Below are 26812 nucleotides of genomic sequence, written 5' to 3' on the forward strand. Positions count from 1 at the left end.
AAAACCATTTAGTTCTTTTCTTTTTCCAATAATATGATATAATCCATTTTGGTATCGGGAGTAGATTTCTGGGAGGGGAAGTTCTTGTCTTGCACTGAGTATAGCCCGCTGATTCGGAATACAAGCAGTAACCCCCTGGAGGATGAAATCTGTTCCTTGCGGGATCAAATGGTGCGCATATTTGAGCAGGGGAATCCTTTTACTTCTAATCAGGTGATTGAAATTAGCTGTGAACTCGATCTTAAGATTAACGAATATATGAAATCTTGTTACGCTTATGTCGGCCACAGTCGGAGTACATAGCGACAAGTTATTACGAGGACCCTCCGGGGTCTTCTTTTTTTGCATTCACAACCTGTGCTATATTGGATGCATGGGAAAAGGGAGGTACATAGATGAAGAGGCTGTTCAAGCTGTTCGGTGTGTTGGCATTTTTACTCGTGGCGGCAGGCTGCGGACAGGATGAAAGCACGACATTTTCCATCTTTATTATTGATAATCAGGGGGACCCGACATCCGTTAGCCAAGAGCTTGAGCAAAAGCTGCAGCAGAAGCTGGGGGAAGGGGGAACGACCGTTGAGGTTGTGGCCAGCCCAATGTATGACCGTTCAAAGCTATTAGTGGAATACGTGGCTGGAGAGCATGATATCTTCATTTTGCCGGAAGAAGATATGAGAAATAACGGAAGCGAAGGTGGAAATTTGCCTTTGGATGAATACTTTGATAAGAAAGCCTACCCTAGGGGAGTTTTTGAAGGAGCTATATTTAAGCCGGTCAATAAAGAGGGGCAGGCGACAGAGGAGACGGTCACGGAAACTCATTTGTATGGCATTCCTGCCGATCAGATGGCTCTGTTTAAGGACGTCGGTTACGCTTCATCCAATCTGTTTGCAACAATTCCGCCAAGAACGGGCAATTTGGAAGAAGCGGTCAGTGTATTGCAGGCATTGGCTGAATAATATTATTATTTACCGCTGTTTCTGTACGCTGACTGGGAGGGAATTTGCATGCTAATCATGGTTACAGGGGGACTGGGAACAGGGAAGACGCGATTTGCTTTGTCGATGGCTGCACGTCTTGCCCGTGAAGGGATTTATATTTCGTCTCCCGGTCGTACTGCTGCTGTTGGGATACCGGCTGAAGGACTTGTACTGCCGTCGTCTTACCACAGAATCAGCACAGACCGTGAGATGCCGCTACCCAATGTGCTTGAGCATCTCAATATGGAGTCCAATATCTTCCGCGCTGACCGGAGAATGGTTATTGTTGACAGCGTTACAGGCTGGATTGGCAGTGAGTTCGGCACTGGACCGCTGGAACCAGCGGATAGAAGGCGTCTTGAAGTGAAGGCAGAGCGATTATCCGACAAGCTGCTGAGCTATCAGGGGATGCTGCTCGTGATTACGAACGAGCTGTCACCCATGCTGTATCCCAGCGAAGAAGAGGCGCTGTTCGCCAGGCTGGTCACCCGTTTGAATATGGAAATAGCGGAGCGTGCGGACAGAGTGTACCATCTTATATCAGGTTTACCAGTGGAATTGAAGGAACGCAGCTTTCGGTATTGAAAAGGAAGAGCGCTGTGATAGGCGCTTGATCGATAAAGGAGGAGTATGATGGGCGTATATACAAGAACCGGGGATGAAGGCGAAACCTCTGTCATTGGAGGAAGAGTCCGCAAGGATGATGACCGGGTTGAGGCTTACGGTACAATCGATGAATTAAACAGTTTTGTGGGGCAGGCGCTCAGTTTTGCGGAGGAAGAGGTGCTTGAGGATCTGCGGGAGCAGTTGGCCGAAATTCAGCAGGAGCTGTTCGACTGCGGTTCCGATCTGGCTTTTGTCAAGCTGAGTGATAAAAAATATAAGGTGAAGGAAGAAATGGTGCTGCGGCTGGAGCAGTGGATCGACCACTGTGAAGAGGAGAATCCGAAGGTGGAGCGGTTTATTATCCCAGGAGGAAGCCGTCTCTCTTCGGCCCTGCATGTATGTCGTACGGTCTGTCGCCGCGCCGAACGGCGGACGGTTACGCTTGGCTCCCATACAGAGATCAATCCTGCGGTCCGCAGATATTTGAACAGGCTGTCCGATTATTTCTTCGTGGCTGCACGTACGGCTAATGTAAGGCTAGGTGTGGCTGATGTGGAATACGTGCGTAGCAAAAAGGTGTTTGGTAGAAAAGAATGACCGCTTACTATGACCCAATCATTTACGATGTCCCCCCCGAAGATGAAGGCATTCTGCTGAAGACGGTTTTGAACAAAAGAATGGGGATTTCACGCAAGCTGCTTTCCCGTTTGAAGCTGACGGAGAAGGGGATTATGCTCAACGGAATCCGCGTGTATATTGACGTGAAGGTGCGAGCTGGTGACCGGGTGGAAATCCGTATGGAGCAGGAGATTTCGGAGGATATCCTGCCTGAGCCCCTTCCCTTTGACGTCCTGTACGAGGATGCGCACCTTCTGATTGTAAATAAAGTCGCAGGCATGATTGTGCACCCGACGCACGGTCACTACACTGGAACGCTTGCCAATGCGGTTGTCTATTACTGGCAGTCCAAGGGACAATCGTTCCGTTTTCGACCAGTGCACCGGCTGGATCAGGACACATCAGGTGTGCTGGCTATAGCCAAAAACCCATACGCCCACCAGCATATATCTGAGCAAATGATCGCAGGAACGGTGGATAAGCGGTATATTGCTTATGTGCACGGCAGCCCGGAGCCGCCTGTAGGAAGAGTAGATGGCCCGATCGACCGTGACCCGGCCAACCTGCATAAACGCATCGTCACCCCGGACGGGTATCCTGCCCTTACGCTATATACTCTGGAGGAGAGCTGGCCGGAAGGCAGCAGAATCTCCCTGAAGCTGGAAACGGGGCGTACTCATCAGATTCGTGTGCATATGACCCATATCGGCTGCCCGCTGATCGGAGACCCGATGTATTTCGCTGATTTGCCGGATGAGAAGGAGGGGACTGCTGAACGTTCGCGCAGAGAATTTCTCGATAGATTGATCTCCAGACAGGCTTTGCATGCCGCCGAGCTTTCCTTCGATCACCCGCTCAGCGGAGAACGCTGCACGTTCCGGGCCCCGTTGCCGCCGGATTTGCTTCGTTTGGAAGAGGCGTTACGTACTGTTACATGACACAACCACTAAGAAGAATATGGAATTTGCAAGGAATGACGGAGGACACCAAAGTATGAGTAAATTGACGGTTTATCAATATCCAAAATGCAGCACCTGCCGCAATGCGGTCAAATGGCTGCAAAACCAGGGGCATGAGCTTGAGCTTCACCACATTGTGGAGGAAACACCGACAGTCGGGCAGCTTGCGGAACTAGTGGACAAGAGTGGGCTTGATCTCAAAAAGTTCTTTAACACCAGCGGTGAGGTGTATAAAGAACTAAAGCTGAAGGACAAGCTGCCTGGCATGAGCAGGGAAGAGCAGCTTAATTTGCTGGCCTCAAACGGCATGTTGATTAAAAGGCCTGTCGTCACCGACGGGCAGCGGGTAACTATAGGATTCAAAGAGGAACAGTACGGAGAAGTATGGGGACAGGCGTGAGTGCCTGTCTTTTTGTAACTGGAGCGAAGATTTTTTATGGGAAGGGAATTTAGAGCTGTTTGTTATTTGCCAAGGTTGCGGAAGGATGGGATACGGTGATAGGAACGTTGATCGGCCAAGGCAATACGGCGGATATATTTGATGCAGGCAATAACAGAGTGGTTAAGCTGTTCAAGTATGGTTATCCATTGGATGATGTTCGGCTTGAAATTAATAATTCGAGGCTGTTGAACGGTTTGAACCTTCCAACAAGCAAAAGCTACGAATTAGTTACGCACGAAGGAAGACACGGCATCCTATACGATAAAATAGACGGGCAATCGCTGCTTGAGTTAGTTCTGCAGACGGGGGAAGTGGAGCGGTACGCGGTCGTTTTAGCACAGTTTCATAAACGAATCCTGGCCTGTAAATTGGAGGGTGCCGCAAGTTTGAAGTCCATTTTAAAAAGAAATATCGAACGCGCGAATGATTTAACGGGCTTATGCAAATCGCAATTGTATGCTGTCTTGGAAGCGTTGCCGGATGGTGGCCGGCTTTGTCATGGTGATTATCACTTTGACAATGTGCTTGTGAACGATGAGAAGAATTACATAATAGACTACATGAATGTATGCCGTGGACACGAATACGGAGACGTGGCCAGAACGGTGTATTTGATTGAAATGACCCCTGTGCCTTCCCAAATGAGCGATGTCGAACGAATTTTGTGGATGAAAAAAAGGGCAACTGACGTTTATTTGCAGGAAATGGGTGTTCCCCGGGAAGAGCTGTCCGAATGGTTACTGGTAACCGTCGCTGCCCGACTTTCGGAATTGAGTGGTGAGCAGCGAGATGAGAAAAACTCGGTCCTTAAGTTTTTGTCGATGTGGGGAGTGTATGAGTAAAGAGCAGAAAAGTTCGTGGGTAAGCCCCTGAATGGGATGCAATATGGTATACTCGTAAAAGGTTATTTTTATCGAAATGGAGAGAGACATTTAAGTGACACAAAATAACAAACAATCGGTTATGCTGGTAGACGGCATGGCGCTGCTCTTTCGCGCCTATTACGCCACAGCGGCTCATGGATATATACGTCGTACCAAAGAAGGAACTCCGACCAACGCCATCTACGGTTTTATCCGTTATTTCTGGGATGCGGTGCAGGCCTTTGGCCCGACACATGTCGTCTGCTGTTGGGATATGGGAGGCAAGACGTTCAGAGGGGATCACTTTGCGGCGTACAAAGGGAATCGCGCCGAAGCGCCGGACGATCTGATCCCCCAGTTTACACTAATCCGTGACGTGATGGACAGTCTGGGGGTTCCGAACATTGGGGCGGAAGGCTACGAAGCTGATGACTGCATCGGTACCCTAGCCTGCCATTATTCCCGAGACGAGAATATGAACGTGCTGGTTCTGTCAGGCGATCATGATTTGCTGCAACTGGTGGATGAGCGGATTAAAGTCATTATTATGAAAAAAGGCCAGGGCAACTATATGGTCTATACACCTGCAAGCCTGATGGAGGAGAAGGGACTGCAGCCGCGTCAAATCATAGATGTCAAGGGATTGATGGGAGACACAAGCGACAACTATCCCGGGGTGCGCGGCATTGGCGAGAAGACGGCACTGAAGCTGGTGCAGGAATACGGTTCCATCGAAGGCATACTGGAAAATCTGGAGCTTCTGAGCCCTTCGGTCAGAAAGAAAATCGAGAATGATCTGGACATGCTCCATTTGTCTCGTAGGCTTGCGGAAATCCATTGTGCGGTGCCGATTGTCTGTTCGCTGGAGAGCAGCCTGCTGCGGTTGGATCACGGACTGATCGTGGCTAAATTTGAACAGCTTGAAATGAAGAGCCTTTGTACCATGATGGGAGTGGCGGTTGGATCATGAGCAACGGGACGAGTAAGCAATGGAGAAAATGAACACCTGGATGCTGGCATTGACGATGTCAGTGTCCTTTTTGCTGTCCGGATATGCCATAACGCCTCATATTCGGAACAAATTTGCAAACGTTTTAGCTTTACGCAATTGACGGCTTCACCATTTAGGGAGAAGATAGGGTTAATATATATTTGCAGGGAGGCTCAGGGAATGAACATGAGCAATGCAGCTCCATTGGCCGTTTCAGTGAATATCGGATTGCCAGCCGTACTCACGCATGGTGAAAAAGAAGTGCTCAGCGGCATTAACAAGCTGCCTGCAGAGCGGCCGATTCTTCTCACTAGCAGTGGAATCCCCGGTGACGGACAGGCGGATCTTGTGCATCATGGAGGCCCGGACAAGGTGGTATGCGTGTATGATTACAGTCGCTATGCGCACTTTGAGCAGCTTATGGACCGTAAGCTTGCCTTCGGGGCTTTCGGGGAAAATGTGACGACAGCGGGGGCGTCGGAGGATAGGGTAAGTATTGGGGATCTATACCGCCTGGGCCGTGCGCTCGTGCAAGTCAGCCAGCCCCGTCAGCCCTGCTTCAAATTGGCGGCAAAATACGGGTGGAAGGAGCTTCCGCAACAATTTCAGCAGACGGGCTACACCGGCTACTATTTCAGGGTGCTTGAAGAAGGGGAGCTGGCTCCCGATGACTCGATGGAACTGGTGGAGAGGCAGCAGGACCACATCACCGTAATGGAGGCCAATCGGATTATGTACCAGCAGAAAGATCAGGCTGAACAGACATTGCGGTTGCTGAATGTGGAAGCGTTATCTGAGAGCTGGAAGTACTCGTTGCGTAAACGTTTGGGCTGAACCGGGATGTGATGACATAGCGAAGGGAGAGGTTAAAATGGCTGTATTGGGTGCTATTGAAGCAGGAGGAACTAAATTCGTTTGTGGTATAGGTAATGAACAAGGGGAAATTATGGACAGGGTCAGCTTCCCAACGGAAGCGCCCGAAATTACAATGGCCCGTGTCATTGAATATTTTGACGGAAAAAATGTTGAAGCTATCGGGGTAGGCTCCTTCGGTCCGATTGACCCGATTATCGGCAGCAGTACATACGGGTACATTACAACAACTCCCAAACCCCACTGGAGCAACTATAATCTTATCGGCAAGCTGAAGGCTCATTTTAACGTTCCGATGGGCTTTGATACGGATGTGAACGGAGCCGCATTAGGGGAATATACGTGGGGGGCAGCCAAGGGCCTGGACAATTGCATCTATATTACGGTTGGCACAGGCATCGGTGCAGGAGCCGTTGCCGGAGGGCAACTGCTTCACGGATTATCCCACCCGGAAATGGGGCATATTCTAACCCGCCGCCATCCAGAAGATTCTTATGAGGGCTTTTGCCCATATCATGGCGATTGTCTGGAAGGGCTGGCTGCGGGGCCCGCCATCAGCAGACGATGGGGAACACAGGGAGCTGAGCTGGCCTCGGATCATCCGGCATGGGAGCTGGAGGCATATTATCTCGCACAGGCTTTGATGAATTATATACTGATCCTTTCCCCGCAGAAAATCATTATGGGTGGGGGAGTTATGAAGCAGGAGCATCTCTTTCCGCTGGTCCGCCGCAAGCTGCAGGAGATACTCAAAGGATACATTCAGCATGCAAGTCTTGCGGCGGATATCGACAGCTATATCGTTCCGCCTGGGCTGGGCGACAATGCCGGCCTGTCCGGTGCGCTTGCATTGGCACGCCTTGGAGTATGACAATATTTCGCGGTGAAATGCTGAGTTTCTTGGCTGGACGTGAAAAAAGTTTTGACGGGGATGCTGCTTCCGTTATAAGATGGGCTTAACAGCATAGTACGATGATGAATAAGGAAGCACCTATTTTGCAAACACGCGAAATAGGTGCTTTTTTTTGTGCTGAATGCTGTATACATAGCGAGGAGGATTGGGGTATGGAGATTGTATTCTTGAATAAGCTTTCGAAGTCGGAGAAGTCGGATGAACTGGGATCTGCCCAGGTGTGGATTGGGGAAGAAGAGGGGATATGGTGCGTCGGCTGGCGGACCGCGGCAGTGGATAGCGTCTGGTATGAAGGCTGTTCATGGCAGGAGATGCTCTCCATTTACCGTTATCAGCTTGCTTTGAAGCTGGCTGAAGGATACCGTCCGCTTATCGAAGGGGTGTTCCATGAGCCTGTAGAGAGCGGAGGTCGCAGTTTGTTTGTACAAAAGTTATTCTGCTACAGTGACCTTCATCCCCGCGACAGTGTTTACAGCGAGCTTAGTGTCTGGCGTCGGCGCCAGGCGGCAGCCGAGAATAGGGCACCGTACATGATCGCGAGCAACCGTTTGCTGAAGCTAATCAGCGTCTTTCTTCCCCGGAACGAAGCGGATCTGCTTGAGCTGCCGGGCGTAGGGGAGACCAAGGTGCGAACCTATGGAGCGGACCTGCTGGCGATTACCTCCCAGGTAGAGCAATACCGTCCGTTTCCTTTGAGCTGGGTTGAGGAAGAACTTGATGCTCAGGATTTTATCAGTTGGAGCTATCGTCAGAAGGAACAGAAATACAAACTGGAGCTCGACAAATATCATCAGCGTCAGGCAGTTCTCCAGGGATCTGCGGAAGGGCTGGGATTAGAGGCCATCAGCCGGCAGTCTGGACTGCCGCGAAGAGAAGTTATTGAAATGCTGGAGGTACTTGTGAGTGAAGGGTACGATGTGGATAACGTCATACAGAGCGAGCTGTCGGGTGCTCCAGAGCAGGAGCAAACGGCGATCCGGGCTGCATATAGGGAGCTGGGGGATCGTTTTTTGAAGCCTGTCATGCAGCGGGTGTACGGCGACCAGAATAGCGAGACTTTGAAGCTGGATGAAATTTATGAGCGACTGCGGCTGGTGCGCATCTGTTATCGCCGTGATGAAGGAGACAAGCGAAGCGCCAGCTAAGCCCAACTGCATTTAGCAGCTAATACAAATAGACGGACCCTGTCCTGAAGGAAGGCTCCGTCTTTCATTTTTGTTTTGTACTATGAACCGTTCAGATCCAGTCTTTCTTGCGGAAAATCAAAAACATGCTACTGCCGAGCACGATCATGATACCAATCACGACAAAATATCCGTATTTTGTGTGTGTCTCAGGCATAAAATCAAAGTTCATTCCATAGATGCCCGTAATGACGGTTAGAGGCATAAATACAGTTGTAATGGCTGTAAAAACTCTCATGATTTCGTTGGCCCGGTTGGCGATGCTGGACTGATAGGCTTCACGAAGGTTGCCCATCAGATCGCGGTAGGTGTCGAAGGTTTCGGAAATTTTTACGGCATTTTCATAAATGTCGCTGAAATATTTCTGCAATTGGTCGTCAATCAGGCGCAGATCCCGTTTGTTTAACGTGTTAATGACTTCCTTTTGCGGGCCAAGCACTTTTTTTAGCCACAGAATTTCACTGCGCAGACCGATAATCTCATTCAGGTGGGATTTTTTGGTGTGCATCAGGATATCCTCTTCGAGCTTTTCGATCCGGACTTCGATCCGATCACCGACGAGAAAGTAATTGTCTACGATCAGGTCAATCAGGAGATACATAAAACGGTCGGGCGTGTGTACTTCCTGTTCCCAAAGCAGCGGCTTCAAGGAACGAAGCTCGTTAATTTTTTGCTTGGTAATCGTGATGATATAATGTCTGCCGAGAAAAATATTAAGGGAACGAAGGAATATTTCTTCGTCATCAAATCGTATGCTATTTACAACGATAAAGTAATGGTTATCATAGATTTCAATTTTAGGACGCTGATCTTCCTCGCTCAGGCAGTCCTCCACAGCCAGATCATGAATGGAAAAGAGCGGCTGCAGTACTGCGAGATCATCAACATCGGCATCGATCCAGTAGAAGCCGTCGGCCGGAGCCGTTAATGTTTTTTCGATGTCATCAATCAGGGTGAATACCCCGTTGTTCACTAACCGGATTTTCATCTTCCTCACTCCTTATGTTCCGCCTGAGGCGAATGGTGTTCACAAGGAATGTTTCAGACTAGCGGAGACCCTGGAAGTTGTACAGACATACAGAACGTGCGTCCCGTCTCCGGCAAGCTGAAGTCATTCCTATACTGTTGTCATGCTTCCGCCGCCTATTCGGACTCGGGTCGCCTTCCATGGTAGGTGTCACCTCTTATCGAATTATATTAGGATGAGCTGCTGCAGCCCTTGAAAAACTTTCGCTAAACGCGGTCCGGCTTCTTTGAAAGTATGTCGATAAACGTTTTTCTTATACGTAGAACTTTCACTACGCAAATGTTCAACCGCTTGCAGCACTTGTCTAGTATAACGCTCGGTATAGAGCCTTTCAAGGATAAAATTGGGACATTCGTAGCGCTGATTTCATCCTATGGGTGAACCCCGGTCTGGGTGTGCAAAGGTCGGATTTTTTTGAAAACTTGCTGCTTGACGAAAGAGGCGCTAATGCATTAAAGTTTGATACAGGATATTTGTATTAACTAAAAATGAAAATAGCGAAATCTTATCAAGAGCAGGTGGAGGGACTAGCCCGATGAAACCCGGCAACCGGCGATTACTCGCACGGTGCTAATTCTTGCAGATCACACATTCTTTAAGAATGGGGACCTGAGAGATGAGAGAGGCGCATATGAGTATGATATGACCTTTCTCGTATACCGAGAAGGGTCATTTTAATATGCCCGGCATCTCAGCAATGATTTTCGCCAACTTCACGAACAGGAGTGAGTTTTTATGCCAATTAAAATTCCAGACGCCCTGCCCGCGAAGGAAATTCTTGCGGGTGAGAACATTTTTGTAATGGACGAAAGCAAAGCCTATCACCAGGATATTCGTCCGCTCCGCATTGCAATTCTTAACCTGATGCCGACCAAAGAAACGACCGAAACTCAATTACTGCGGCTGATCGGTAATACACCGCTGCAGGTGGATGTTACGCTCGTGCATCCGCAGTCGCATGTATCCAAGAATACCTCGCAGGAATACTTGGATATGTTTTATAAGACGTTCGACGAGATCAGAAATACCCGCTTTGACGGCATGATTATTACGGGGGCGCCTGTGGAGCAACTGGAGTTTGAAGATGTGAGCTATTGGGAGGAGATTCGCGGCATCTTTGACTGGACCCGGACAAATGTAACCTCCACCATGCATATCTGTTGGGCTTCGCAGGCGGGCTTGTACCATCATTTCGGTGTTCCCAAATATGGACTGGACTCCAAATGCTTTGGGATCTTCCCGCATACGGTGAACAAGCCGCATGTGAAGCTGCTTCGCGGCTTTGACGAGGTCTTTTATGCGCCTCATTCCCGCCATACGGAAGTGCGGCGCGAAGATATCGAGCGTTTTCCCGAGCTGGAGCTGCTCTCGGAATCGGAAGAAGCCGGCGTATATATTGTGGCGACAACCGACGGCAAACAGATTTTTGTTACAGGCCATTCCGAATATGATCCGTTATCATTAAAATGGGAGTATGACCGGGATATGGCCAAGGGCATGGATAATGTTCCCTTGCCCAAAAACTATTTCCCGCAGGACGACCCGTCCCGCACCCCGCCGTCCACGTGGCGGGCGCATGCCAACTTATTTTTCTCGAACTGGTTGAACTACTATGTGTACCAGGAGACCCCTTATGACATCGGTGATATCGGGCCTCAAATTTAATATAAGGATAGAAACGGACAGGAGGATTCATATGGATAATCAAAAGTTGAAGATCGAAAGCAGACTTGCCCAAATCGGTTCCGTCAACGAGCCGGTCACCGGTGCGGTGAATTTTCCGATTTACCAATCGACAGCCTTCCGCCACCCGCGGCTCGGACAGAGCACAGGCTTCGATTATATCCGTACCACGAATCCCACCCGTAAGGTGCTCGAAGAAGCAGCGGCAGAGCTGGAATCCGGAGATGCCGGATTCGCCTGCTCCTCCGGCATGGCCGCCCTGCAGACGATCTTTACGCTGTTCGGTCAAGGGGATCATCTGATCGTCTCCCTGGACTTATATGGAGGAACTTACCGCCTGCTTGAACGCATTCTTTCCAAATATGGCGTAACTGCCTCTTATGTGGATACGAATGATCTTGATGCGCTGGAGTCGACACGCCGCCCGAATACCAAGGCCGTTTTTATCGAAACGCCGACGAATCCGCTCATGATGATTACCGATATTGCGGCAGTGGCCAACTGGGCCAAGCAGCATGGAATGCTCACCATTGTGGACAATACACTGCTTACGCCTTATTTCCAAAGACCCATTGAATTGGGGGCCGACATTGTAGTCCACAGCGCCACCAAATATTTGGGCGGTCATAATGACGTCCTGGCCGGACTGATCATCACCCAAGGACAAGAGTTGTCCGCAGAAATGGCGTTTCTCCATAACTCGATCGGAGCAGTACTGTCCCCCACCGACAGCTACCAGCTGATGAAAGGCATGAAGACCCTTGCCCTGCGTATGGACAGGCATGAGCAGAATGCAACCCGGATCGCACAGTATCTGCTGTCCCACCCGCTCGTGACGGACGTATACTATCCAGCGCTGGAAAGCCATCCGGGATATGAAATTCAAAGAAAGCAATCATCAGGCAATACGGGAATCTTCTCGTTCAAAGTCAAGGATGCCCGCTACGTAGAGCCTTTGCTGCGTCATATCAAGCTAATCGCTTTTGCCGAAAGCCTGGGCGGGGTTGAATCGCTGATGACCTATCCGGCTGTTCAGACTCATGCGGACATTCCTGCTGAAATCAGGGATGCGGTAGGTGTCGATGACAGGTTGCTTCGTTTCTCCGTCGGCATCGAGCATGCAGAGGATCTCATTCAGGATCTGGGCAATGCGCTTGAAGCTGCCCGCCGGGAGATTGAAGAGGGGGCATCGGCATGAGTGGTGGCGGACAGCGGAATAAAGCGGACAAAGAATTGAAATTCGGTACCCGTCTGCTGCACTTCGGCGCAGAAATTGACGGCCAGACAGGGGCGTCAAGCGTACCGATTTACCAGGCCTCCACCTTTCATCATCATGACATTTTTAATCCGCCGCAGCATGATTACAGCCGTTCTGGCAATCCGACGCGGCAGGCTTTGGAGGATTATATTGCGCTGCTGGAAGGCGGAGTGCGTGGGTTTGCTTACTCATCCGGAATGGCCGCGATTTCCAGCACTTTTATGATGCTGTCGGCTGGCGATCATATCATTGTAACCGAGGATGTGTATGGAGGGACTTACCGTCTGCTGACCGCGATACTGAGCCGGATGAATATCGAGTCCACCTTTGTGGATATGACGGATCTGGATGAGGTTAGACAAGCGCTGAAGCCTAACACCAAGGCGGTTTATATGGAGACGCCGTCTAATCCGACTTTGAAAATAACGGATATTGCTGCGGTAACGAGTTGGGCCCGCGAGCATGGGCTCATCACTATGCTGGACAATACTTTTATGACCCCCTACTATCAACGGCCGATCGAACAGGGAGTGGATATCGTTCTGCACAGCGCCACCAAGTTTCTCGGCGGCCACAGCGATGTCCTGGCAGGTCTGGCCGTTGCGCGCACGGAAGCGATAGCGGTGCAGTTGAAGCAGCTTCAGAATGGGTTAGGCACCGTATTAGGCGTCCAGGAATCCTGGCTGCTAATGCGGGGAATGAAGACGCTGGAAGCCCGCATGGCGCACAGTGAGAAAAGCGCACGCCGCCTGGCCGAATGGCTGTATGCTCGGGAGGATATCAAGGCAGTCTACTACCCCGGTCTTTCAGAGCATCCAGGGCGCGAAATTCACGAGAGACAATCCAGCGGATTCGGTGCCGTAGTCTCCTTTGACGTCGGCTCTGGCGAACGTGCCAAGACAGTATTGAGCCGCGTCGGTCTTCCGATCGTTGCCGTGAGCCTTGGCGCAGTCGAAAGCATTCTGTCCTACCCTGCCATGATGTCTCATGCGGCCATGCCGCACAGCGTCCGGCTTGAGCGTGGAATTACGGACGGATTATTGCGCTTCTCGGTAGGTTTGGAGAATATTGAAGACCTTATTTTCGATCTCGAACAGGCTCTGCTATTTGAATAAATGACCTTGCAAAAACAGTACCTTTGGAATAGGTGCTGTTTTTCACATTGCACCTGTGTTACGATGGTAATATAGTGATTTCATATATCTTAATTGTCATAATCGACTTTTTTAAGGATGAAGGATAGGAGGAAGCGTACGATGAGTGGAATAGATCGTATCTTAGATAAAGCGCTGCGCGGTGAACGAATGACCCTGGAGGATACTATAACGCTGTTTGAATCCAATGAGGTTGAGAAGATGGGGGATGCGGCGAATGTGATCATGAACCGGATGCACCCGGATCCGATCAAAACCTTCGTCATCGGACGAAACGTAAACTACACGAACGTATGTGATGTGTACTGCCGTTTTTGCGCATTTTACCGCAGACCTGGGTCAGAGGAGGGGTATGTCCTTCCCGATGAGGTCATTTTTCAGAAGATTAAGGAGACACAGGACGTTGGCGGCACGGAAATTCTGATGCAGGGCGGAACCAATCCGAACCTGCCCTTCAGCTATTATACAGATTTGTTAAGGGCCATTAAGGAGCGCTTCCCGGATATTACGATGCATTCCTTCTCACCGGCTGAAATCCAGAAGATGAAGGTCATTTCCGGGCTTTCTCTTGAAGAGGTGATTCGGCAGATTCATGAAGCAGGTCTGGACTCCCTGCCTGGCGGGGGTGCTGAAATTTTGGACGACCGTACTCGCCGCAAGATCAGCCGCCTGAAAGGCTCCTGGACGGATTGGATGGACGTCATGAAAACAGCCCACAAAATCGGCATGAATACGACAGCAACGATGGTCATCGGGTTGGGTGAGTCAATGGAGGAGCGCGCGCTGCATCTGATGCGTGTCCGTGACGCTCAGGATGAATGTATTGCCAACAAGTACGATTCGGAAGGCTTTCTTGCCTTCATTCCCTGGACGTTCCAGCCGGATAATACCAATCTGAAGCTGGAAAGACAAACACCAGAGGAGTACCTGAAGACCGTTGCGATCAGCCGGATCGTGCTGGATAATATCAAGCATATCCAGTCCTCGTGGGTAACGATGGGGCCAGAGATCGGCAAGAAGTCTCTGTACTACGGCTGCGATGATTTCGGCAGCACCATGATTGAAGAAAATGTGGTGTCGGCAGCAGGCGCTACTTATAAAGTCAATATTGAGTCGATTTTGCAGTTGATTCGCGAAACCGGGCATACGCCTGCCCAGCGCAACACCCGATATGACATTCTGCGTGTCTTTGACGAAGCCAGCAGTGTTGAGCGCGATTTTATTATGCAGAACTAACCTCTAATATAAAAAGGAGCTTGCCGCACAACTATCATGCGGCAAGCTTCTTTTTAATTTGAGGTGCTGTTTTCCTTCCTCAAGCGGTGGTCCTTAAACTTAAATACTTTATTCAATGCCATAAAAATGGGCTTCGACTGCTTGGTCAGTACAGGGCCAAGGATGGCAAGAATCAGGACATACATGGCGGCAAACGGCTGCAGAATATCCATCAGACCGCCTTCCCGTCCAAGATTCGCCATAATGATGGAAAATTCGCCTCTGGACACAATAGTCAGTCCGATATTGGCTGAAGCTTTAGGCGAAAGGGATGCCGTGCGCCCGGCAAGCATACCTGCCGTAAAGTTCCCGACCAGTGTGACAAGCACCGCCGCAAGGGCGATCCATACCGCGGTGCCGCCAAGGGACAACGGATCGATGGATAGTCCGAAGCTGAAGAAGAACATGGCTCCGAAAAAATCGCGGAAAGGCACAATCAGGTGCTCGATCCGCTTGGCATGGTCCGTTTCCGCCAGCACAAGTCCCACCAGAAGCGCTCCAATGGCTTCGGCCACATGAATCGTCTCTGAAAATCCAGCAACCAGGAAAAGTGTGCTAAATATCACAAGCAAAAACAGCTCATTAGACCGGATACGCAGTGCCTTGTTTAATAGAGGAACAGCTTTACGTCCGATAATGATGACTGAGAGCATAAAGCCCAGCGCGATCAAGGCGGACAGCACAACCCCTCCGACCGAGGACGAATCGCTTAGCACAAGTCCCGACAGGATGGAGATATATACGGCAAGAAACACATCTTCAAACATGATAATACCAAGAATCATTTCGGTTTCCGGGTTGGCAGTTCGTTTCAGATCCACCAATACCTTGGCGACGATGGCGCTGGAGGAAATGGTTGTAATACCGGCGACCACCAGGGTTTCAGCAATGGGGAAGCCCGAGAAGAATCCCAGGGCAAGCCCCAAAGTGAAATTGATCAGAATATAGATGGTTCCTCCGACTGCGATCGACCGCCCTGATTTGATTAGTCTGCCTACAGAGAACTCCAGACCCAGATAAAAGAGCAGGAACAATACGCCGATTCGGCCCATAAAATCGATAAAAGGCTCGCTTTCGATAAAACGGAAGTCAAAGTGCCATATTTCCATGGCATGGGGGCCTACGATCATGCCGACTAATATATAAAAAGGGATCACCGAAAAGCGCAGCTTGGCGGATATCAGACCTGATAAAGCGATGAGTGCGATGGCTAATCCAACTTCAAATACGAGATGGTCCATCCAATCACCCGCTTCCGTTCATCAGGATTTGTTTGAACCGTTTCTGCTGTTCACGTTCTCCGACGGCAAGCACAGTGGACTCCGCCCTCAGAACAACGTCAGGGCCCGGGTTGATATGCTTTGTTTTTTTATCCTCCATGACGACAATAATGGATACGCCTGAATTTTGGCGCACATCCAATTCACCGATCGTTTTGCCCACGCAGGCATACTGGGACTCGATTTTATACCATTCAATAATGAGGTCGTTGAACGCCATCTCTACACTTTCAAGGTTCTTTGGTCTGTAGGCCATGCCCCCGATAATGGATGCAATTTGTCTTGCCTCCTGATCTTCGAGTGTAATCATGGAGATGCTTTGTTCCAGGTCTTCGTAGTCAAAATGGTACAGCTCACGTCTGCCGTCATCGTGAATAATAACCACGAGCCGGTCTCCGCTTGCGGTATCCATCTGATATTTCATTCCAATTCCGGGCAATATTGATTCACGTATTTCCATGATTGTTAGCCTCCTGATTTCTAAATGTACAGCTCTAATCGATTTCTGAAGTGATTAGGCGTAGTACACTACAAATCTGGAGGTGAATTTAATCGGTTTCAGGTATAGGCGCTTGTAAATAATATAGATAATGGGTAGAAAGAGCAAAGAAGGACGAGGATAGGATGAAATAATCAAAACAGATGGCAAGGAGAATACAGGAATGGTATTGGATACAGCAACCATTTTGACTAATATAGGAAAGTGGGCCCGGATGGCGGGCTTCTGGTAGGTTTCTTTGGGATGGCTCAGGTTGAAAGCTTCCGCCAAGGAGTCAGCACCTGCGGCTGAACCGCGATCTTCGTCAACAAAAGGAGCAGGGAAGGAGAACAGCATAATGATGCTGAGCAGCATAACTGTCCATAGACGCGCAGTCGAAATGATTGGGTTCATATGGTTCTCCCTCCTTGTAAAAATGTTAGCATAAATAGCGTATCATATTTACTCTATCACACAATCTTGATCTCATTCAAATCCATCAGCAAAAAAACGCCTGTCAGGACCGGAAAGAAATTCACTTTCTGGCTGAAGGCGTTGTTTATTTTATAATAGTAAGCTAGGCTATTGTTCAGTTTGAAATACGGTTTTGTTTTTGCCGGTTCGTTTGGCTGTGTAAAGGGCTGTATCCGCCCCGTGAAAGAAATCTTCTTTTCCTTTGCTTTGCTGATACGCATTGATTCCCGTACTGATGGTTACAGCCGATTTATTCAACCGTTCAAAAGTATGAGCCGAAATTTCCCGGCGGATCGATTCAACTACCGCATATACTTCAGAGGTGCTTTTTTCCGTGAAAATCACAGTAAACTCTTCCCCGCCGTATCTGGCGGCAAAATCATTCGGACCCGCATGCTTTTGTATGATCAGAGATACGTTTTTCAGCACAAGATCTCCTGCGCGATGCCCGTAGGTGTCGTTGACGCATTTGAAATTATCCACATCAATCAGGGCTAGGTGAATTCGGAAGGGATTATGCTCACTGTGAGCGATGAGCTTGTCCAAATACTCCTGGAAGGTCATATGATTATAAAGGCCAGTTAGCGGGTCGGTTTTGTTCATATATTCCATCATGACGTTTTGAATCATCAGCTGTTCGTTATTCTTCAGCGACTTTTCGAGATGGTTCATCAAATCCCGACTATGCTGTACGATGCTGAACATCAAAGCCGTCAAAAAGAGCTGGTAAATGATCAGCAATAACAGGTCTTGAACATGCAGGCTGCGTATGCTGTCCACATAATAATAACAGACAACAAGGCTGATCAGGCTGCAGACCAGACCGAAAATGATTTTTTTGTACTCGAAGCTGAGGACGGAAAGCAGCAGGGGGAATAAAACAACCAGAACCATCGTGCTGCTCTCCGGATGGCTAAGCACTGGAATGATTGAGAAGGCGGCTGTTCCCGCAATCCCGGCGTAATGCTTCAGAGAAGGGCGAAGTCTGTCTGTAACCATTTTGGTAAAAAGCAGGACTAAAAGCTCAAGCCCTACCGGGACTATAGACAACAAATTTTCCGTAAGGGTGTAGTCTGCGTTCAAATCAAAAATGATGGTAAGAATCAAGCTGGTTACAATAAAGAACAACATGCATTCCAGCGTTCTGCTGGAAGGTTCTCTATGCCTTTTGACATATTGCCTGAACAAGTTGCGATCACTCTCCGTATCGTCATAGGCCTGTCGTCCGAACGAACAACAATCAAACTATAACACGTGAAACCGTACATTGAAATAGAGGAAGCGAAAAAATAAGCGGGCTGCGGGCTTCCAGTAGTCCACCTCGTATAACCCTGCACATGGTGCCATATACTTAGAGCAGTCAGTGAAAGGAGTGGGCAAATTGGAACTGTTCACGGTTTGGACTGAGACTAAAGATCCAATAGATGCAGACTGCTTTTACCAAGTCTTGAAAGGCAAAGGCAGGGGTTTACATATGTCACGTTACGGATTAAGCTTTTCCTTCAGCCAGTCCGGAAACAGGGTGGCCTGGACCTGTAAATATAAGGGCCGGGAAGAAGTGGATCAAGATCAGCTTGTCCGCGTCAAGAACTTCATGGCCGACGCCTTCGCGGGGTACATTCAACAGCAAAGGGAGCCGCTGTTGCTGCTGGAGGCTTTATCCGGGGAATGCAGGTATATGAGCGACGAAGAAACGCAAAGAATACGCGAAATCAGCATTGGATTGCTTAAGAAAGATCTGAATAACGGTCGCAAAAAGAGAAGGGGAATGATCGTATCACCACTGGTCCAAAGTTTTCAGGAAATGCAGTCTGTTAATCTGGAGGGATTGCTCCGGTTTCGCCTTCAGGCGTACAAGCAGGAGCTTGGGGAGCTTATCGAATACGCTTTGGACGAGTTTTGGGGAGAACGGCAATACGAGGAATTTGTTCAATTATTAAAGTACTTTGTTTTCTTTCAGGAGCACCACGTTCCACTTGTACATGTGATTCACAAGGGAGAGCATAACTTCACCATACTGGATACGGAAATGAAGCTTATTAGCCTCGGGCAGTCGGATCCCATCACGGTAGAACTTCCGGGTCTGGAAATAGGTATGCCAGCCGAAGACATGATTCTCAGCAATCTGATCTCTATTGCTCCGGCACGCATTATGCTGCATACACAGGAACCGAATGCCTTTGTGGTGCATACGTTGATCAATATATTTGAAAATAAGGTGGAGCTGTGCCGTTTTTGCCCTCATTGCGGGACTTGGCAGAGTGATTCCGATCACCTTGACGGAAAAGAAGCAGGGAATTATAATAACTGTGAATCAGGGGCACTGAAACAAGTGAACCCGTTTTTTTCAGAAAAAGCTGAGACAAAGACAAGAACCAAAGACAGGCCGTTCCAGAGATGAGGAAACTTAGTGCTGAAATTTCCTTACGATACCGGCTTTGGATTACCACTTTGTAGCTGCGCTTCCGAACCCCGTGTGGGCATTACGTGTGGGCATTAAGATGCGCCGGATCATTCCCGTTACAGAATGCCAATAAGGGCAGATCAGTTCATACCAAGGCTGATTCGCCGAAATAGGGTGGAACCACGAGTACATACACTCGTCCCTTTTACGGGACGGGTGTTTTTTGTGTTCACAAAAAGGAGGAAAAGGAAATGGCAGTCCATATTAAATTGCCCGATGGCTCAGTCCGTGAGTATGCAGAGGGCAGCAGTATCGATGATGTTGCCGCTTCGATCAGCAGCGGTTTGCGTAAAAATGCCGTGGCAGGTAAATTAAACGGGGTAGTGGTAGATTTGTCCACTCCATTGACTGAGGGAGCCCAGATTGAGATCGTAACCCAGGATACGCCCGAAGGTCTTGAGGTCATTCGCCACAGCACCGCGCATTTGCTTGCACAGGCCGTAAAAAGGTTGTTTGGCAGCAAGGAAGTACATCTGGGAGTAGGTCCTGTGATTGAGGATGGCTTCTATTATGATATGGATCTGGAGCATCCATTGAATCCTGAGGATTTGCTCAAGATTGAGAAGGAAATGGAGAGAATTGCTGGTGAAAATCTGCCAATTACCCGTAAAGAGGTAAGCCGTGAAGAAGCGCTGTCCATTTTCAATGAGGTAGGAGACCCTTATAAGCTGGAATTGATCCGTGACCTTCCTGAAGACAGTGTCATTTCCATATATGAGCAGGGAGAATTTTTTGACCTCTGCCGTGGACCGCACGTTCCTTCAACCGGCAAGCTTAAGGTGTTTAAACTCATGAATGTGGCTGGTGCTTACTGGCGCGGGGACAGCAAAAATAAAATGCTGCAGCGTGTATACGGCACTGCTTTTGTGAAAAAGGCTCAGCTCGATGAGCATCTGCATATGCTTGAAGAAGCGAAAAAGCGCGATCACCGCAAACTCGGCAAAGAGCTCGGCATGTTCACCTTCTCCTCACTGGTAGGGCAAGGTCTCCCAATCTGGTTGCCGAACGGGGCCAAGCTTCGTCGCACCTTGGAACGGTATATCGTGGACCTTGAGGAACAATTGGGCTACCAGCATGTATACACACCGGTTCTGGGAAATGTGGAGCTGTACAAGACATCAGGCCACTGGGAGCATTACCAGGAAGACATGTTTCCAAAAATGGAGATGGATAACGAGGAGCTGGTGCTCCGTCCGATGAACTGTCCGCATCATATGATGGTGTACAAGAGTGAAATGCGCAGCTACCGGGATCTTCCGATTCGTATTGCGGAGCTCGGCATGATGCATCGTTATGAGATGTCGGGTGCATTGACAGGACTTCATCGTGTACGCGCGATGACGCTTAATGATGCACATTTGTTTGTGCGTCTGGATCAGATCAAGGACGAGTTTAAACGGGTGATCGAGCTCATTATGATTGCTTACAAGGATTTCGGTATTCATGATTACCGTTTCCGTCTCTCCTATCGTGATCCACAGGATAATGAGAAATATTTTCAAAATGATGAGATGTGGGATACGGCGCAAAGTATGCTGCGTCAGGTCGTTGAGGAGACGGGGCTGCCATTTTACGAAGCGGAAGGAGAAGCGGCCTTCTACGGTCCTAAGCTGGATGTACAGGTGAAAACCGCTCTCGGCAAGGAAGAGACGCTGTCCACCGTGCAAATCGACTTTTTGCTGCCTGAACGCTTCGAGCTGGAATATGTGGGTGAAGACGGACAGAAGCACCGTCCGGTTGTTCTGCACAGAGGTATTTTAGGTACAATGGAGCGCTTTACAGCCTTCCTGCTGGAGAATTTCGCAGGCAACCTGCCGCTCTGGCTGTCGCCGGTTCAGGCTAAAGTCATTCCGGTTTCCGGCAACTATGATGATTATGCGCGTGAGGTTACGGATCAGCTTCGTCGTGCAGGGGTTTCGGTAGAAGCCGATCTGCGCAATGAGAAGCTGGGCTATAAGATCCGCGAGGCGCAGTTGGAAAAAACACCGTACATGCTTGTTGTTGGTGAGAATGAGAAAAATGAAGGTAGCGTCTCGGTGCGCAAACGCGGACAGGGAGACCTAGGCGCCAAGCCGCTGAATGAGGCAGTCGCCATGCTGAAGGAAGAAATTGCTACTCGGAGCATTTAATATTTTTAATCCTCTGCTGAATAGCGAAAAAGAACTCTGGAAAACCTTTCATTAGGGAGGTTTGTCGGATGAATTCAATTTCGTATAGGCGGAGGATTTTTTTATGGCTCATGATATGTGCCGTGCTTCTGCCTACCGGGCCAGACCTGGTATTCTCGGCGCTTACAGTACCCGACCCGTCCGGGAACAATGAATCTGTATCCGTTCTTGCGCCACGTGATGAACAAATTTTGACAACGATGACAGTCATGGCTACCGGATACACAGCAGGGTATGAATCTACAGGAAAAGGACCGAAGCACCCGCTCTACGGCATTACCTATTCGGGAGTAAAGGTCCAGCGGGATAAAAATTCACTTTCAACTATTGCCGCTGATCCCAAAATATTTCCCTTGGGCAGCATCCTGTATATTCCAGGCTACGGTTACGGTATTGTAGCGGATACTGGCTCGGCCATAAAAGGAAAGAAAATTGATCTGTATTTCTCCACCATCAAACAAGTGTATAACGAATGGGGCAAAAAGGAAGTTGATGTGCAGATCATCAAACTCGGTAACGGAAAATGTACCGAAGAAATGGTCGACCAATTCCAGAAAGCGATTCAAGTACACAAAACCATTCCATCCGAAATGCTGGATGAGCCGGTAAATATGTAGACTTTTCTTCAGGACGCGGATTGCATAATGTGCTTAGCATCTTCCCATACTACTTGAGGGATGAAACGTCCCACAATATAAGTCAGGGAGGAATTTTACTGTGAACAATTTTAAAAATTTTGGTAGTAAGCAGCCCGGTAACCGTCAAATGAGAAGCAAAATGCCTGTAGGCCAACAACAGCCGGGAGGACAATTCACAGCAGAATTTGCGCAGGAAAGTGACGTTGCTCAAGTAGCTAAACGGGCCAAGCAATCGGCGCAGAATAAAATTCAGGACAATTTTATGACTCCGAATGAGAAATTTAATTCCGAGTTTGCTTCCGAAACCCAAGGCACGCTTAGCCAAAAGGCGCAGCAATCCGTAAAAAGCAAAGTTCAGGATTTTGATTCCAAATAATCTGATTTGAGTGATTTAACAGCCCCCGGTGATCATCGGGGGCTTGCTATTTCCGCTGAAAGGCATACATAAATGATTCAACCGAATGCCCGTATCCCGTGTTGTACGAGGTTTTATCTGCTTTTATGTTGTTTTTAATGTGACATTAAGGTTTAAGGTACAAAATAAAGACAGTTGATAACGAATGATTTGCCAAGTGAAAGTTTAGGAGGAGATACATGATGGATGAGTTTAATAAAAACAATACCGGACGTCGTGAAGGGGATGAAGCCGAACGGAATACTGAGACTGCACGTCAGCCGGAAAGCAATGATTCTTCCTATTATTATTCCTACGGACCGTTTTCATCCATTAACGCCGAAGATAAGCGTGCGCAGAACGGCATGCATCATCGTACCGAGGTCGAGGTAACGGAGCCTGCTCCGGTTAAACCAGTGCCAACGTTGCACAGCAATGCTTCCCGTGATTATCAGAATAGTAACAGAAACCGTCAGGAAGGGAATTGGCAGTTCAAGCAGAAGAAGCCCAAATCCACTTTGAAAACAGCGTTTCTGTCATTTCTGGCAGGCATGCTGGTCATCACAGTGCTTATGTATACGGCTGACCGGATGAATTTATTTACCGGTAATGCGGCTGAATCCGCAACAGCGGCTGTACAAAACGATTCACCAAGTGCATCAAGCAGCAATAGCGGCTCTAACGCCATACCCGCAGTTATGCCTGCTGGTACGGCTGATGTCCAGTCCGTGGTGAAAACGGCAAGCCCGGCAGTCGTCAAAATCGAAACATTGGCTCGTCAAACGAGCGGCAGCCGCCGCAACAGCCAGTTCGATGATCCGCTGTATCAATACTTCTTCGGAGATTCCTTTGGAGGCAGCAGCCAGAACAATAGTGGCAGCCAGAGCGGACAACTACAACCTTTGGGCATTGGTTCAGGCTTCGTTTTTGATAAATCAGGCTACATTCTGACTAACAACCATGTCATTGAGGGTGCGGACGTCGTTCAGGTTACGGTTGAAGGCAACAACAAGCCTTATGAAGCCAAGGTGCTTGGCAAAAGCGCGGATCTTGACCTTGCTGTCCTCAAAATTGAGGGGGACAATAATTTTCCGACCGTTTCACTAGGGGATTCCGATCAGGCCCAGGTAGGTGAATGGATGGTCGCCATCGGCAACCCTGAAGGCTTTGAACACACGGTTACCGCCGGTGTACTGAGTGCGAAGGATCGCACGATTACCATTAATGACGAGAGTACAGGACAGCCTAGCGAGTATAAAAACCTGATTCAGACAGACGCCTCCATCAATCCCGGTAACTCCGGCGGCCCGCTGCTTAACCTCCAAGGACAGGTTATCGGCATGAATGTGGCGGTGAGCGCAGATGCTCAAGGGATCGGCTTTGCCATCCCGTCTAAGACGATCAAGGGTGTCTTGGAGCAACTGAAAAATAATCAGGAGATTCCACAAGAGCCTGTGCCGTTCATTGGTGCGAGTCTGATTGACCTGACATCGGAAGTGGCAAATCAGATGGGTACCTCGCTTGCGGAAGGTTCTGTAGTTGGCGAGATCGTGTATAAGTCCCCTGCATATGACGCAGATCTTCGCCCTTACGACATTATCATCGGTGCCAATGGTAAGAATTATGCGACAGCACAGGATTTGATCGAATTTATCCAGTCACAGAAGGTGGGCGACACCATCACCTTGAACATTGAGCGTAATGGACAAAAAATGGATCTAACTGTAAAAATAGGCAACAAAAACGATTTTACAACACAGACGGATCAAAATAGCAATCAATAATACGGAAACGGCGGAGCGGAAGGATATTCCTTTCGCTCCTTTTTTTCTTGCAGAGAGCTGTTGGATTTATACGAAATGCTCCTGTTACAATAAGGATGAATAGATGATAAAGGAGTTCGATCCGGCATGCGTTCCAAAGTACTCATTATTGATGATGATGAAAAAATTGTTTCTATGCTACGCAGAGGCCTTGCGTTTGAAGGATATGAAGTAACGACTGCCGCTAACGGTGCGGAAGGGCTGAATCAGATGCTGGCCGATGAGCCTGACCTCGTTGTGCTGGATGTCATGATGCCTCAGGTTGACGGGTTCGAGGTATGCCGCAGGTTAAGAGCTGCGGGCAGCACTGTACCTGTTCTGATGCTGACGGCCAAGGACGAAGTGGAGAATCGTGTCAAGGGTCTGGATACCGGGGCTGATGATTATCTGGTCAAGCCATTTGCGCTTGAAGAGCTGCTGGCCCGGGTACGAGCGTTATTGCGGCGGAAATCCGAACACCAGGAAGGCGGCGGACAGAAGCTGGTATTCGAGGATCTCAAGCTGGACAATGATTCGCGGGAGGTTGTCCGCGGCGGGCAGCGCCTGGAATTGACAGCCAAGGAATTTGAGCTTCTGAATCTGTTTATGCAAAACCCTAAAAGAGTGCTCTCTAGAGATCTCATTATGGATAAAATTTGGGGTTATGACTACAGTGGCGAATCCAATGTGCTGGAGGTTTACATTGCGATGCTGCGGCAGAAAACAGAGGAGCACGGGGGGAAACGCTTGATTCAGACCATCCGGGGGGCCGGTTACATCTTGAGAGGTGACTCATAGTATGTCCATACGCTGGCGGTTGACCGCCTGGTATTCAAGTATTTTGGCCATCGTGCTTGTTATATTCGGTGTTGCCATTTACGGGTTAGTTTATTATTCAACTTACAATGAGGTAAAAAACTCGGTGCAACAGGAAGCGCTGCGAATCAGGCAACAGCTGAAGGTTACGATTAACGGGGATTTTTTCGCAGGCACCGAGCCCAATCTGGACTTTAACCTGGGCAGAAAGCTGGACGATACACAGGTCTATGTTCAGATTTACAACTATACCTCGGGCGTGCTGAAGACGTCCGCCAATCTTCAAGGCGTTCAACTGCCTGTACCGTCTACGCGAGAAGGCGCGTATGCAAGCAAGGGGTTCAAAAAAGTAAGCGAAAGCGGAAATTCATTCCTGATCTTTCACCAGCCCTTGATCCTTGAGGATAACAATCAGGTGGTCGGGCTGCTGCAGGTTGCGCAATTGACCAATTCCCAGGATAAGTTGCTGCAAAGACTGCAGAATGTGCTCGTATACGGTTCACTGGTGGCTCTGATTGCGGCGGCGACTTCCGGTCTATTTCTGGCTCGTAAATCCATGAAACCACTGGTAAACGTCATTGAAGGCGCTAATCAGATTCAGTCCGGCGATGATTTAAGTGTAAGGATTGAATACGATGGTCCAGCTGACGAGATTGGGCAGTTGATCGCTACGGTGAACAAGATGCTTGGACGGACAGAGGTGTTCTACAAGGAGCTTGAGGATGCTTATGCCGCGCAGCGCCGCTTCGTGGCGGATGCGTCTCATGAGCTGCGCACACCGCTGACCACACTGCGTGGCAATGTGGACTTTCTGCACAAGCTGTGGACTGCACACCCGGCAGAACGGCCGGATATGGATGACAAGATGATTCGTAAGCTTTCTTTAGAGGCCATTGAGGATATGGCCGACGAAGGAAAGCGGATGAGCAGGCTGGTTGCGGACATGCTGTCCCTGGCCAGAGCGGATACGGGGCAGACCTTTGAAAAGGTATCCACCGCCCTGCAGCCGCTTGTCACGGAAGTAGCGCGGCGGGCGCAGTTTTTGGAGCGAAGCGCGGAATGGATCGTGGGGGATTTTTCATTCCTGAACGGAATTTACCTGGAGGGGAACAAGGATTATTTACAGCAGATGCTGTTTATTTTTATCGATAATGCCTTTAAATACACCCCGGAAGGCAGTGTACGCTTTGACGCGATTCTGTATCAGGGGCAGGTCGGGCTGCGGATCAGTGACACGGGCATTGGCATGGATAAAGATGAAGTGCCTCATATATTCGAACGCTTTTACCGGGCAGACGAGTCCCGCGGGGTGACGGAAGGCATTGGACTGGGGCTGTCTATCGCCAAATGGATCATTGATGAGCACCACGGCTCGGTCGAGGTTGTTACCCGTCGCGGTGAAGGAACCACCTTTTTAGTCTGGCTCCCGGTAAGCTTTTCCGCTCCGCTTGAATAAGGTATAATGAGCTTTG

The 26812-nt window shown here is 49.1% G+C and carries 27 protein-coding genes and 1 riboswitch; of the genes, 22 read left to right on the top strand and 5 right to left on the bottom strand.

Annotated features, from left to right (window positions below):
- The first annotated feature begins 84 nt into the window (after positions 1–84).
- From OIN60_RS01665 to OIN60_RS01715, 11 genes are all read left to right on the top strand, one after another.
- Positions 85–303, top strand: a complete 219-nt coding sequence (locus OIN60_RS01665; RefSeq protein ID WP_305753125.1) for an aspartyl-phosphate phosphatase Spo0E family protein — start codon at positions 85–87, stop codon at positions 301–303.
- A 92-nt stretch (positions 304–395) separates the two neighbouring features.
- A complete protein-coding gene (locus OIN60_RS01670; RefSeq protein WP_305753126.1) occupies positions 396–959 on the top strand; it encodes a hypothetical protein in 564 nt (187 codons plus the stop codon).
- A gap of 48 nt (positions 960–1007) precedes the next feature.
- Entirely contained in the window at positions 1008–1565 is a 558-nt protein-coding gene (locus OIN60_RS01675) for a bifunctional adenosylcobinamide kinase/adenosylcobinamide-phosphate guanylyltransferase (protein ID WP_305753127.1), read from the top strand.
- Positions 1566–1613: 48 nt separating this feature from the next.
- On the top strand, positions 1614–2183 hold the full coding sequence (locus tag OIN60_RS01680; RefSeq protein ID WP_305753184.1) for a cob(I)yrinic acid a,c-diamide adenosyltransferase: 570 nt from the start codon (positions 1614–1616) through the stop codon (positions 2181–2183).
- A complete protein-coding gene (locus OIN60_RS01685) occupies positions 2180–3142 on the top strand; it encodes an RluA family pseudouridine synthase (RefSeq protein ID WP_305753128.1) in 963 nt (320 codons plus the stop codon). The genes OIN60_RS01680 and OIN60_RS01685 overlap by 4 nt, the downstream gene beginning before the upstream one ends.
- 55 nt (positions 3143–3197) lie before the next feature.
- Positions 3198–3563, top strand: a complete 366-nt coding sequence (locus OIN60_RS01690; protein ID WP_305753129.1) for an arsenate reductase family protein — start codon at positions 3198–3200, stop codon at positions 3561–3563.
- A 95-nt stretch (positions 3564–3658) separates the two neighbouring features.
- Entirely contained in the window at positions 3659–4447 is a 789-nt protein-coding gene (locus OIN60_RS01695; protein ID WP_305753130.1) for a phosphotransferase, read from the top strand.
- Between the two features lie 94 nt (positions 4448–4541).
- A complete protein-coding gene (locus tag OIN60_RS01700) occupies positions 4542–5438 on the top strand; it encodes a 5'-3' exonuclease (protein ID WP_305753131.1) in 897 nt (298 codons plus the stop codon).
- 207 nt (positions 5439–5645) lie between these two features.
- Positions 5646–6293, top strand: a complete 648-nt coding sequence (locus OIN60_RS01705; RefSeq protein ID WP_305753185.1) for an MOSC domain-containing protein — start codon at positions 5646–5648, stop codon at positions 6291–6293.
- 37 nt (positions 6294–6330) lie between these two features.
- Complete coding sequence (locus tag OIN60_RS01710; RefSeq protein WP_305753132.1) at positions 6331–7203, top strand: ROK family protein; 873 nt, start codon at positions 6331–6333, stop codon at positions 7201–7203.
- Between the two features lie 194 nt (positions 7204–7397).
- Positions 7398–8390: an HRDC domain-containing protein gene (locus OIN60_RS01715; RefSeq protein WP_305753133.1), complete on the top strand. Its 993-nt coding sequence runs from the start codon at positions 7398–7400 to the stop codon at positions 8388–8390.
- A 91-nt stretch (positions 8391–8481) separates the two neighbouring features.
- Here the strand turns inward: OIN60_RS01715 and corA are convergent, their stop codons facing one another.
- Positions 8482–9417, bottom strand: coding sequence for a magnesium/cobalt transporter CorA (gene corA, locus OIN60_RS01720; RefSeq protein WP_305753134.1), 936 nt, complete (start codon positions 9415–9417; stop codon positions 8482–8484).
- 541 nt (positions 9418–9958) lie between these two features.
- Positions 9959–10079, top strand: a riboswitch (SAM riboswitch).
- 112 nt (positions 10080–10191) lie between these two features.
- Between corA and metA the strand changes: the two genes are divergently transcribed.
- The 4 genes from metA to mqnC all read left to right on the top strand — a co-directional run bounded on the left by metA (position 10192) and on the right by mqnC (position 14787).
- Entirely contained in the window at positions 10192–11121 is a 930-nt protein-coding gene (gene metA, locus OIN60_RS01725) for a homoserine O-acetyltransferase MetA (protein WP_305753135.1), read from the top strand.
- A 31-nt stretch (positions 11122–11152) separates the two neighbouring features.
- Positions 11153–12337 (top strand): aminotransferase class I/II-fold pyridoxal phosphate-dependent enzyme, encoded by a 1185-nt coding sequence (locus OIN60_RS01730; protein WP_305753136.1) that lies wholly within the window; start codon positions 11153–11155, stop codon positions 12335–12337.
- A complete protein-coding gene (locus tag OIN60_RS01735) occupies positions 12334–13512 on the top strand; it encodes an aminotransferase class I/II-fold pyridoxal phosphate-dependent enzyme (RefSeq protein ID WP_305753137.1) in 1179 nt (392 codons plus the stop codon). The genes OIN60_RS01730 and OIN60_RS01735 overlap by 4 nt, the downstream gene beginning before the upstream one ends.
- A 141-nt stretch (positions 13513–13653) precedes the next feature.
- Positions 13654–14787 carry a cyclic dehypoxanthinyl futalosine synthase gene (gene mqnC, locus OIN60_RS01740; RefSeq protein ID WP_305753138.1) on the top strand — a complete coding sequence of 378 codons (1134 nt, stop codon included), beginning with the start codon at positions 13654–13656 and terminating at the stop codon, positions 14785–14787.
- A gap of 53 nt (positions 14788–14840) precedes the next feature.
- On the opposite strand, the gene OIN60_RS01745 is transcribed toward mqnC, so the two are convergent.
- The 4 genes from OIN60_RS01745 to OIN60_RS01760 form a co-directional block, all read right to left on the bottom strand.
- Positions 14841–16067, bottom strand: a complete 1227-nt coding sequence (locus OIN60_RS01745; RefSeq protein WP_305753139.1) for a cation:proton antiporter — start codon at positions 16065–16067, stop codon at positions 14841–14843.
- A 4-nt stretch (positions 16068–16071) separates the two neighbouring features.
- Positions 16072–16566 carry a cation:proton antiporter regulatory subunit gene (locus OIN60_RS01750; RefSeq protein ID WP_305753140.1) on the bottom strand — a complete coding sequence of 165 codons (495 nt, stop codon included), beginning with the start codon at positions 16564–16566 and terminating at the stop codon, positions 16072–16074.
- A 54-nt stretch (positions 16567–16620) separates the two neighbouring features.
- Complete coding sequence (locus OIN60_RS01755) at positions 16621–16998, bottom strand: hypothetical protein (protein WP_305753141.1); 378 nt, start codon at positions 16996–16998, stop codon at positions 16621–16623.
- A 168-nt stretch (positions 16999–17166) separates the two neighbouring features.
- Positions 17167–18246, bottom strand: a complete 1080-nt coding sequence (locus OIN60_RS01760; protein WP_305753142.1) for a GGDEF domain-containing protein — start codon at positions 18244–18246, stop codon at positions 17167–17169.
- Positions 18247–18532: 286 nt separating this feature from the next.
- Here OIN60_RS01760 and ytxC point away from each other — a divergent pair, with 286 nt between their 5' ends.
- The 7 genes from ytxC (at position 18533) to OIN60_RS01795 (ending at position 26796) form a co-directional block, all read left to right on the top strand.
- Positions 18533–19459: a putative sporulation protein YtxC gene (gene ytxC / locus OIN60_RS01765; protein WP_305753143.1), complete on the top strand. Its 927-nt coding sequence runs from the start codon at positions 18533–18535 to the stop codon at positions 19457–19459.
- A gap of 254 nt (positions 19460–19713) precedes the next feature.
- The gene (thrS, locus tag OIN60_RS01770) at positions 19714–21651 is read left to right on the top strand and encodes a threonine--tRNA ligase (RefSeq protein ID WP_305753144.1); all 1938 of its coding nucleotides are present in this window, start codon (positions 19714–19716) and stop codon (positions 21649–21651) included.
- Between the two features lie 68 nt (positions 21652–21719).
- Entirely contained in the window at positions 21720–22307 is a 588-nt protein-coding gene (locus OIN60_RS01775; RefSeq protein ID WP_305753145.1) for a 3D domain-containing protein, read from the top strand.
- A 100-nt stretch (positions 22308–22407) separates the two neighbouring features.
- The gene (locus tag OIN60_RS01780; RefSeq protein ID WP_305753146.1) at positions 22408–22704 is read left to right on the top strand and encodes a gamma-type small acid-soluble spore protein; all 297 of its coding nucleotides are present in this window, start codon (positions 22408–22410) and stop codon (positions 22702–22704) included.
- 221 nt (positions 22705–22925) lie between these two features.
- Positions 22926–24506 carry a S1C family serine protease gene (locus OIN60_RS01785; protein ID WP_305753186.1) on the top strand — a complete coding sequence of 527 codons (1581 nt, stop codon included), beginning with the start codon at positions 22926–22928 and terminating at the stop codon, positions 24504–24506.
- Positions 24507–24632: 126 nt separating this feature from the next.
- The gene (locus OIN60_RS01790) at positions 24633–25322 is read left to right on the top strand and encodes a response regulator transcription factor (RefSeq protein ID WP_305753147.1); all 690 of its coding nucleotides are present in this window, start codon (positions 24633–24635) and stop codon (positions 25320–25322) included.
- A gap of 1 nt (position 25323) precedes the next feature.
- Complete coding sequence (locus OIN60_RS01795) at positions 25324–26796, top strand: sensor histidine kinase (protein ID WP_305753148.1); 1473 nt, start codon at positions 25324–25326, stop codon at positions 26794–26796.
- Positions 26797–26812 lie beyond the last annotated feature (16 nt).

It is taken from the genome of Paenibacillus zeirhizosphaerae (genome assembly GCF_030705605.1).
GTDB lineage: Bacteria > Bacillota > Bacilli > Paenibacillales > Paenibacillaceae > Paenibacillus > Paenibacillus zeirhizosphaerae.

What these genes read in the sequence shown, in the direction of transcription:
- OIN60_RS01715 (WP_305753133.1), top strand. Translation starts at nt 7,398, where the DNA reads ATGGAGATTGTATTCTTGAATAAGCTTTCGAAGTCGGAGAAGTCGGAT.
- OIN60_RS01755 (WP_305753141.1), bottom strand. Translation starts at nt 16,998, where the DNA reads ATGAACCCAATCATTTCGACTGCGCGTCTATGGACAGTTATGCTGCTC.
- OIN60_RS01730 (WP_305753136.1), top strand. Translation starts at nt 11,153, where the DNA reads ATGGATAATCAAAAGTTGAAGATCGAAAGCAGACTTGCCCAAATCGGT.
- OIN60_RS01680 (WP_305753184.1), top strand. Translation starts at nt 1,614, where the DNA reads ATGGGCGTATATACAAGAACCGGGGATGAAGGCGAAACCTCTGTCATT.
- OIN60_RS01685 (WP_305753128.1), top strand. Translation starts at nt 2,180, where the DNA reads ATGACCGCTTACTATGACCCAATCATTTACGATGTCCCCCCCGAAGAT.
- OIN60_RS01690 (WP_305753129.1), top strand. Translation starts at nt 3,198, where the DNA reads ATGAGTAAATTGACGGTTTATCAATATCCAAAATGCAGCACCTGCCGC.
- metA (WP_305753135.1), top strand. Translation starts at nt 10,192, where the DNA reads ATGCCAATTAAAATTCCAGACGCCCTGCCCGCGAAGGAAATTCTTGCG.
- OIN60_RS01790 (WP_305753147.1), top strand. Translation starts at nt 24,633, where the DNA reads ATGCGTTCCAAAGTACTCATTATTGATGATGATGAAAAAATTGTTTCT.
- OIN60_RS01745 (WP_305753139.1), bottom strand. Translation starts at nt 16,067, where the DNA reads ATGGACCATCTCGTATTTGAAGTTGGATTAGCCATCGCACTCATCGCT.
- OIN60_RS01735 (WP_305753137.1), top strand. Translation starts at nt 12,334, where the DNA reads ATGAGTGGTGGCGGACAGCGGAATAAAGCGGACAAAGAATTGAAATTC.
- OIN60_RS01750 (WP_305753140.1), bottom strand. Translation starts at nt 16,566, where the DNA reads ATGGAAATACGTGAATCAATATTGCCCGGAATTGGAATGAAATATCAG.
- OIN60_RS01675 (WP_305753127.1), top strand. Translation starts at nt 1,008, where the DNA reads ATGCTAATCATGGTTACAGGGGGACTGGGAACAGGGAAGACGCGATTT.
- thrS (WP_305753144.1), top strand. Translation starts at nt 19,714, where the DNA reads ATGGCAGTCCATATTAAATTGCCCGATGGCTCAGTCCGTGAGTATGCA.
- OIN60_RS01795 (WP_305753148.1), top strand. Translation starts at nt 25,324, where the DNA reads ATGTCCATACGCTGGCGGTTGACCGCCTGGTATTCAAGTATTTTGGCC.
- corA (WP_305753134.1), bottom strand. Translation starts at nt 9,417, where the DNA reads ATGAAAATCCGGTTAGTGAACAACGGGGTATTCACCCTGATTGATGAC.
- ytxC (WP_305753143.1), top strand. Translation starts at nt 18,533, where the DNA reads ATGTCACGTTACGGATTAAGCTTTTCCTTCAGCCAGTCCGGAAACAGG.
- OIN60_RS01705 (WP_305753185.1), top strand. Translation starts at nt 5,646, where the DNA reads ATGAGCAATGCAGCTCCATTGGCCGTTTCAGTGAATATCGGATTGCCA.
- OIN60_RS01670 (WP_305753126.1), top strand. Translation starts at nt 396, where the DNA reads ATGAAGAGGCTGTTCAAGCTGTTCGGTGTGTTGGCATTTTTACTCGTG.
- OIN60_RS01785 (WP_305753186.1), top strand. Translation starts at nt 22,926, where the DNA reads ATGGATGAGTTTAATAAAAACAATACCGGACGTCGTGAAGGGGATGAA.
- OIN60_RS01710 (WP_305753132.1), top strand. Translation starts at nt 6,331, where the DNA reads ATGGCTGTATTGGGTGCTATTGAAGCAGGAGGAACTAAATTCGTTTGT.
- mqnC (WP_305753138.1), top strand. Translation starts at nt 13,654, where the DNA reads ATGAGTGGAATAGATCGTATCTTAGATAAAGCGCTGCGCGGTGAACGA.
- OIN60_RS01775 (WP_305753145.1), top strand. Translation starts at nt 21,720, where the DNA reads ATGAATTCAATTTCGTATAGGCGGAGGATTTTTTTATGGCTCATGATA.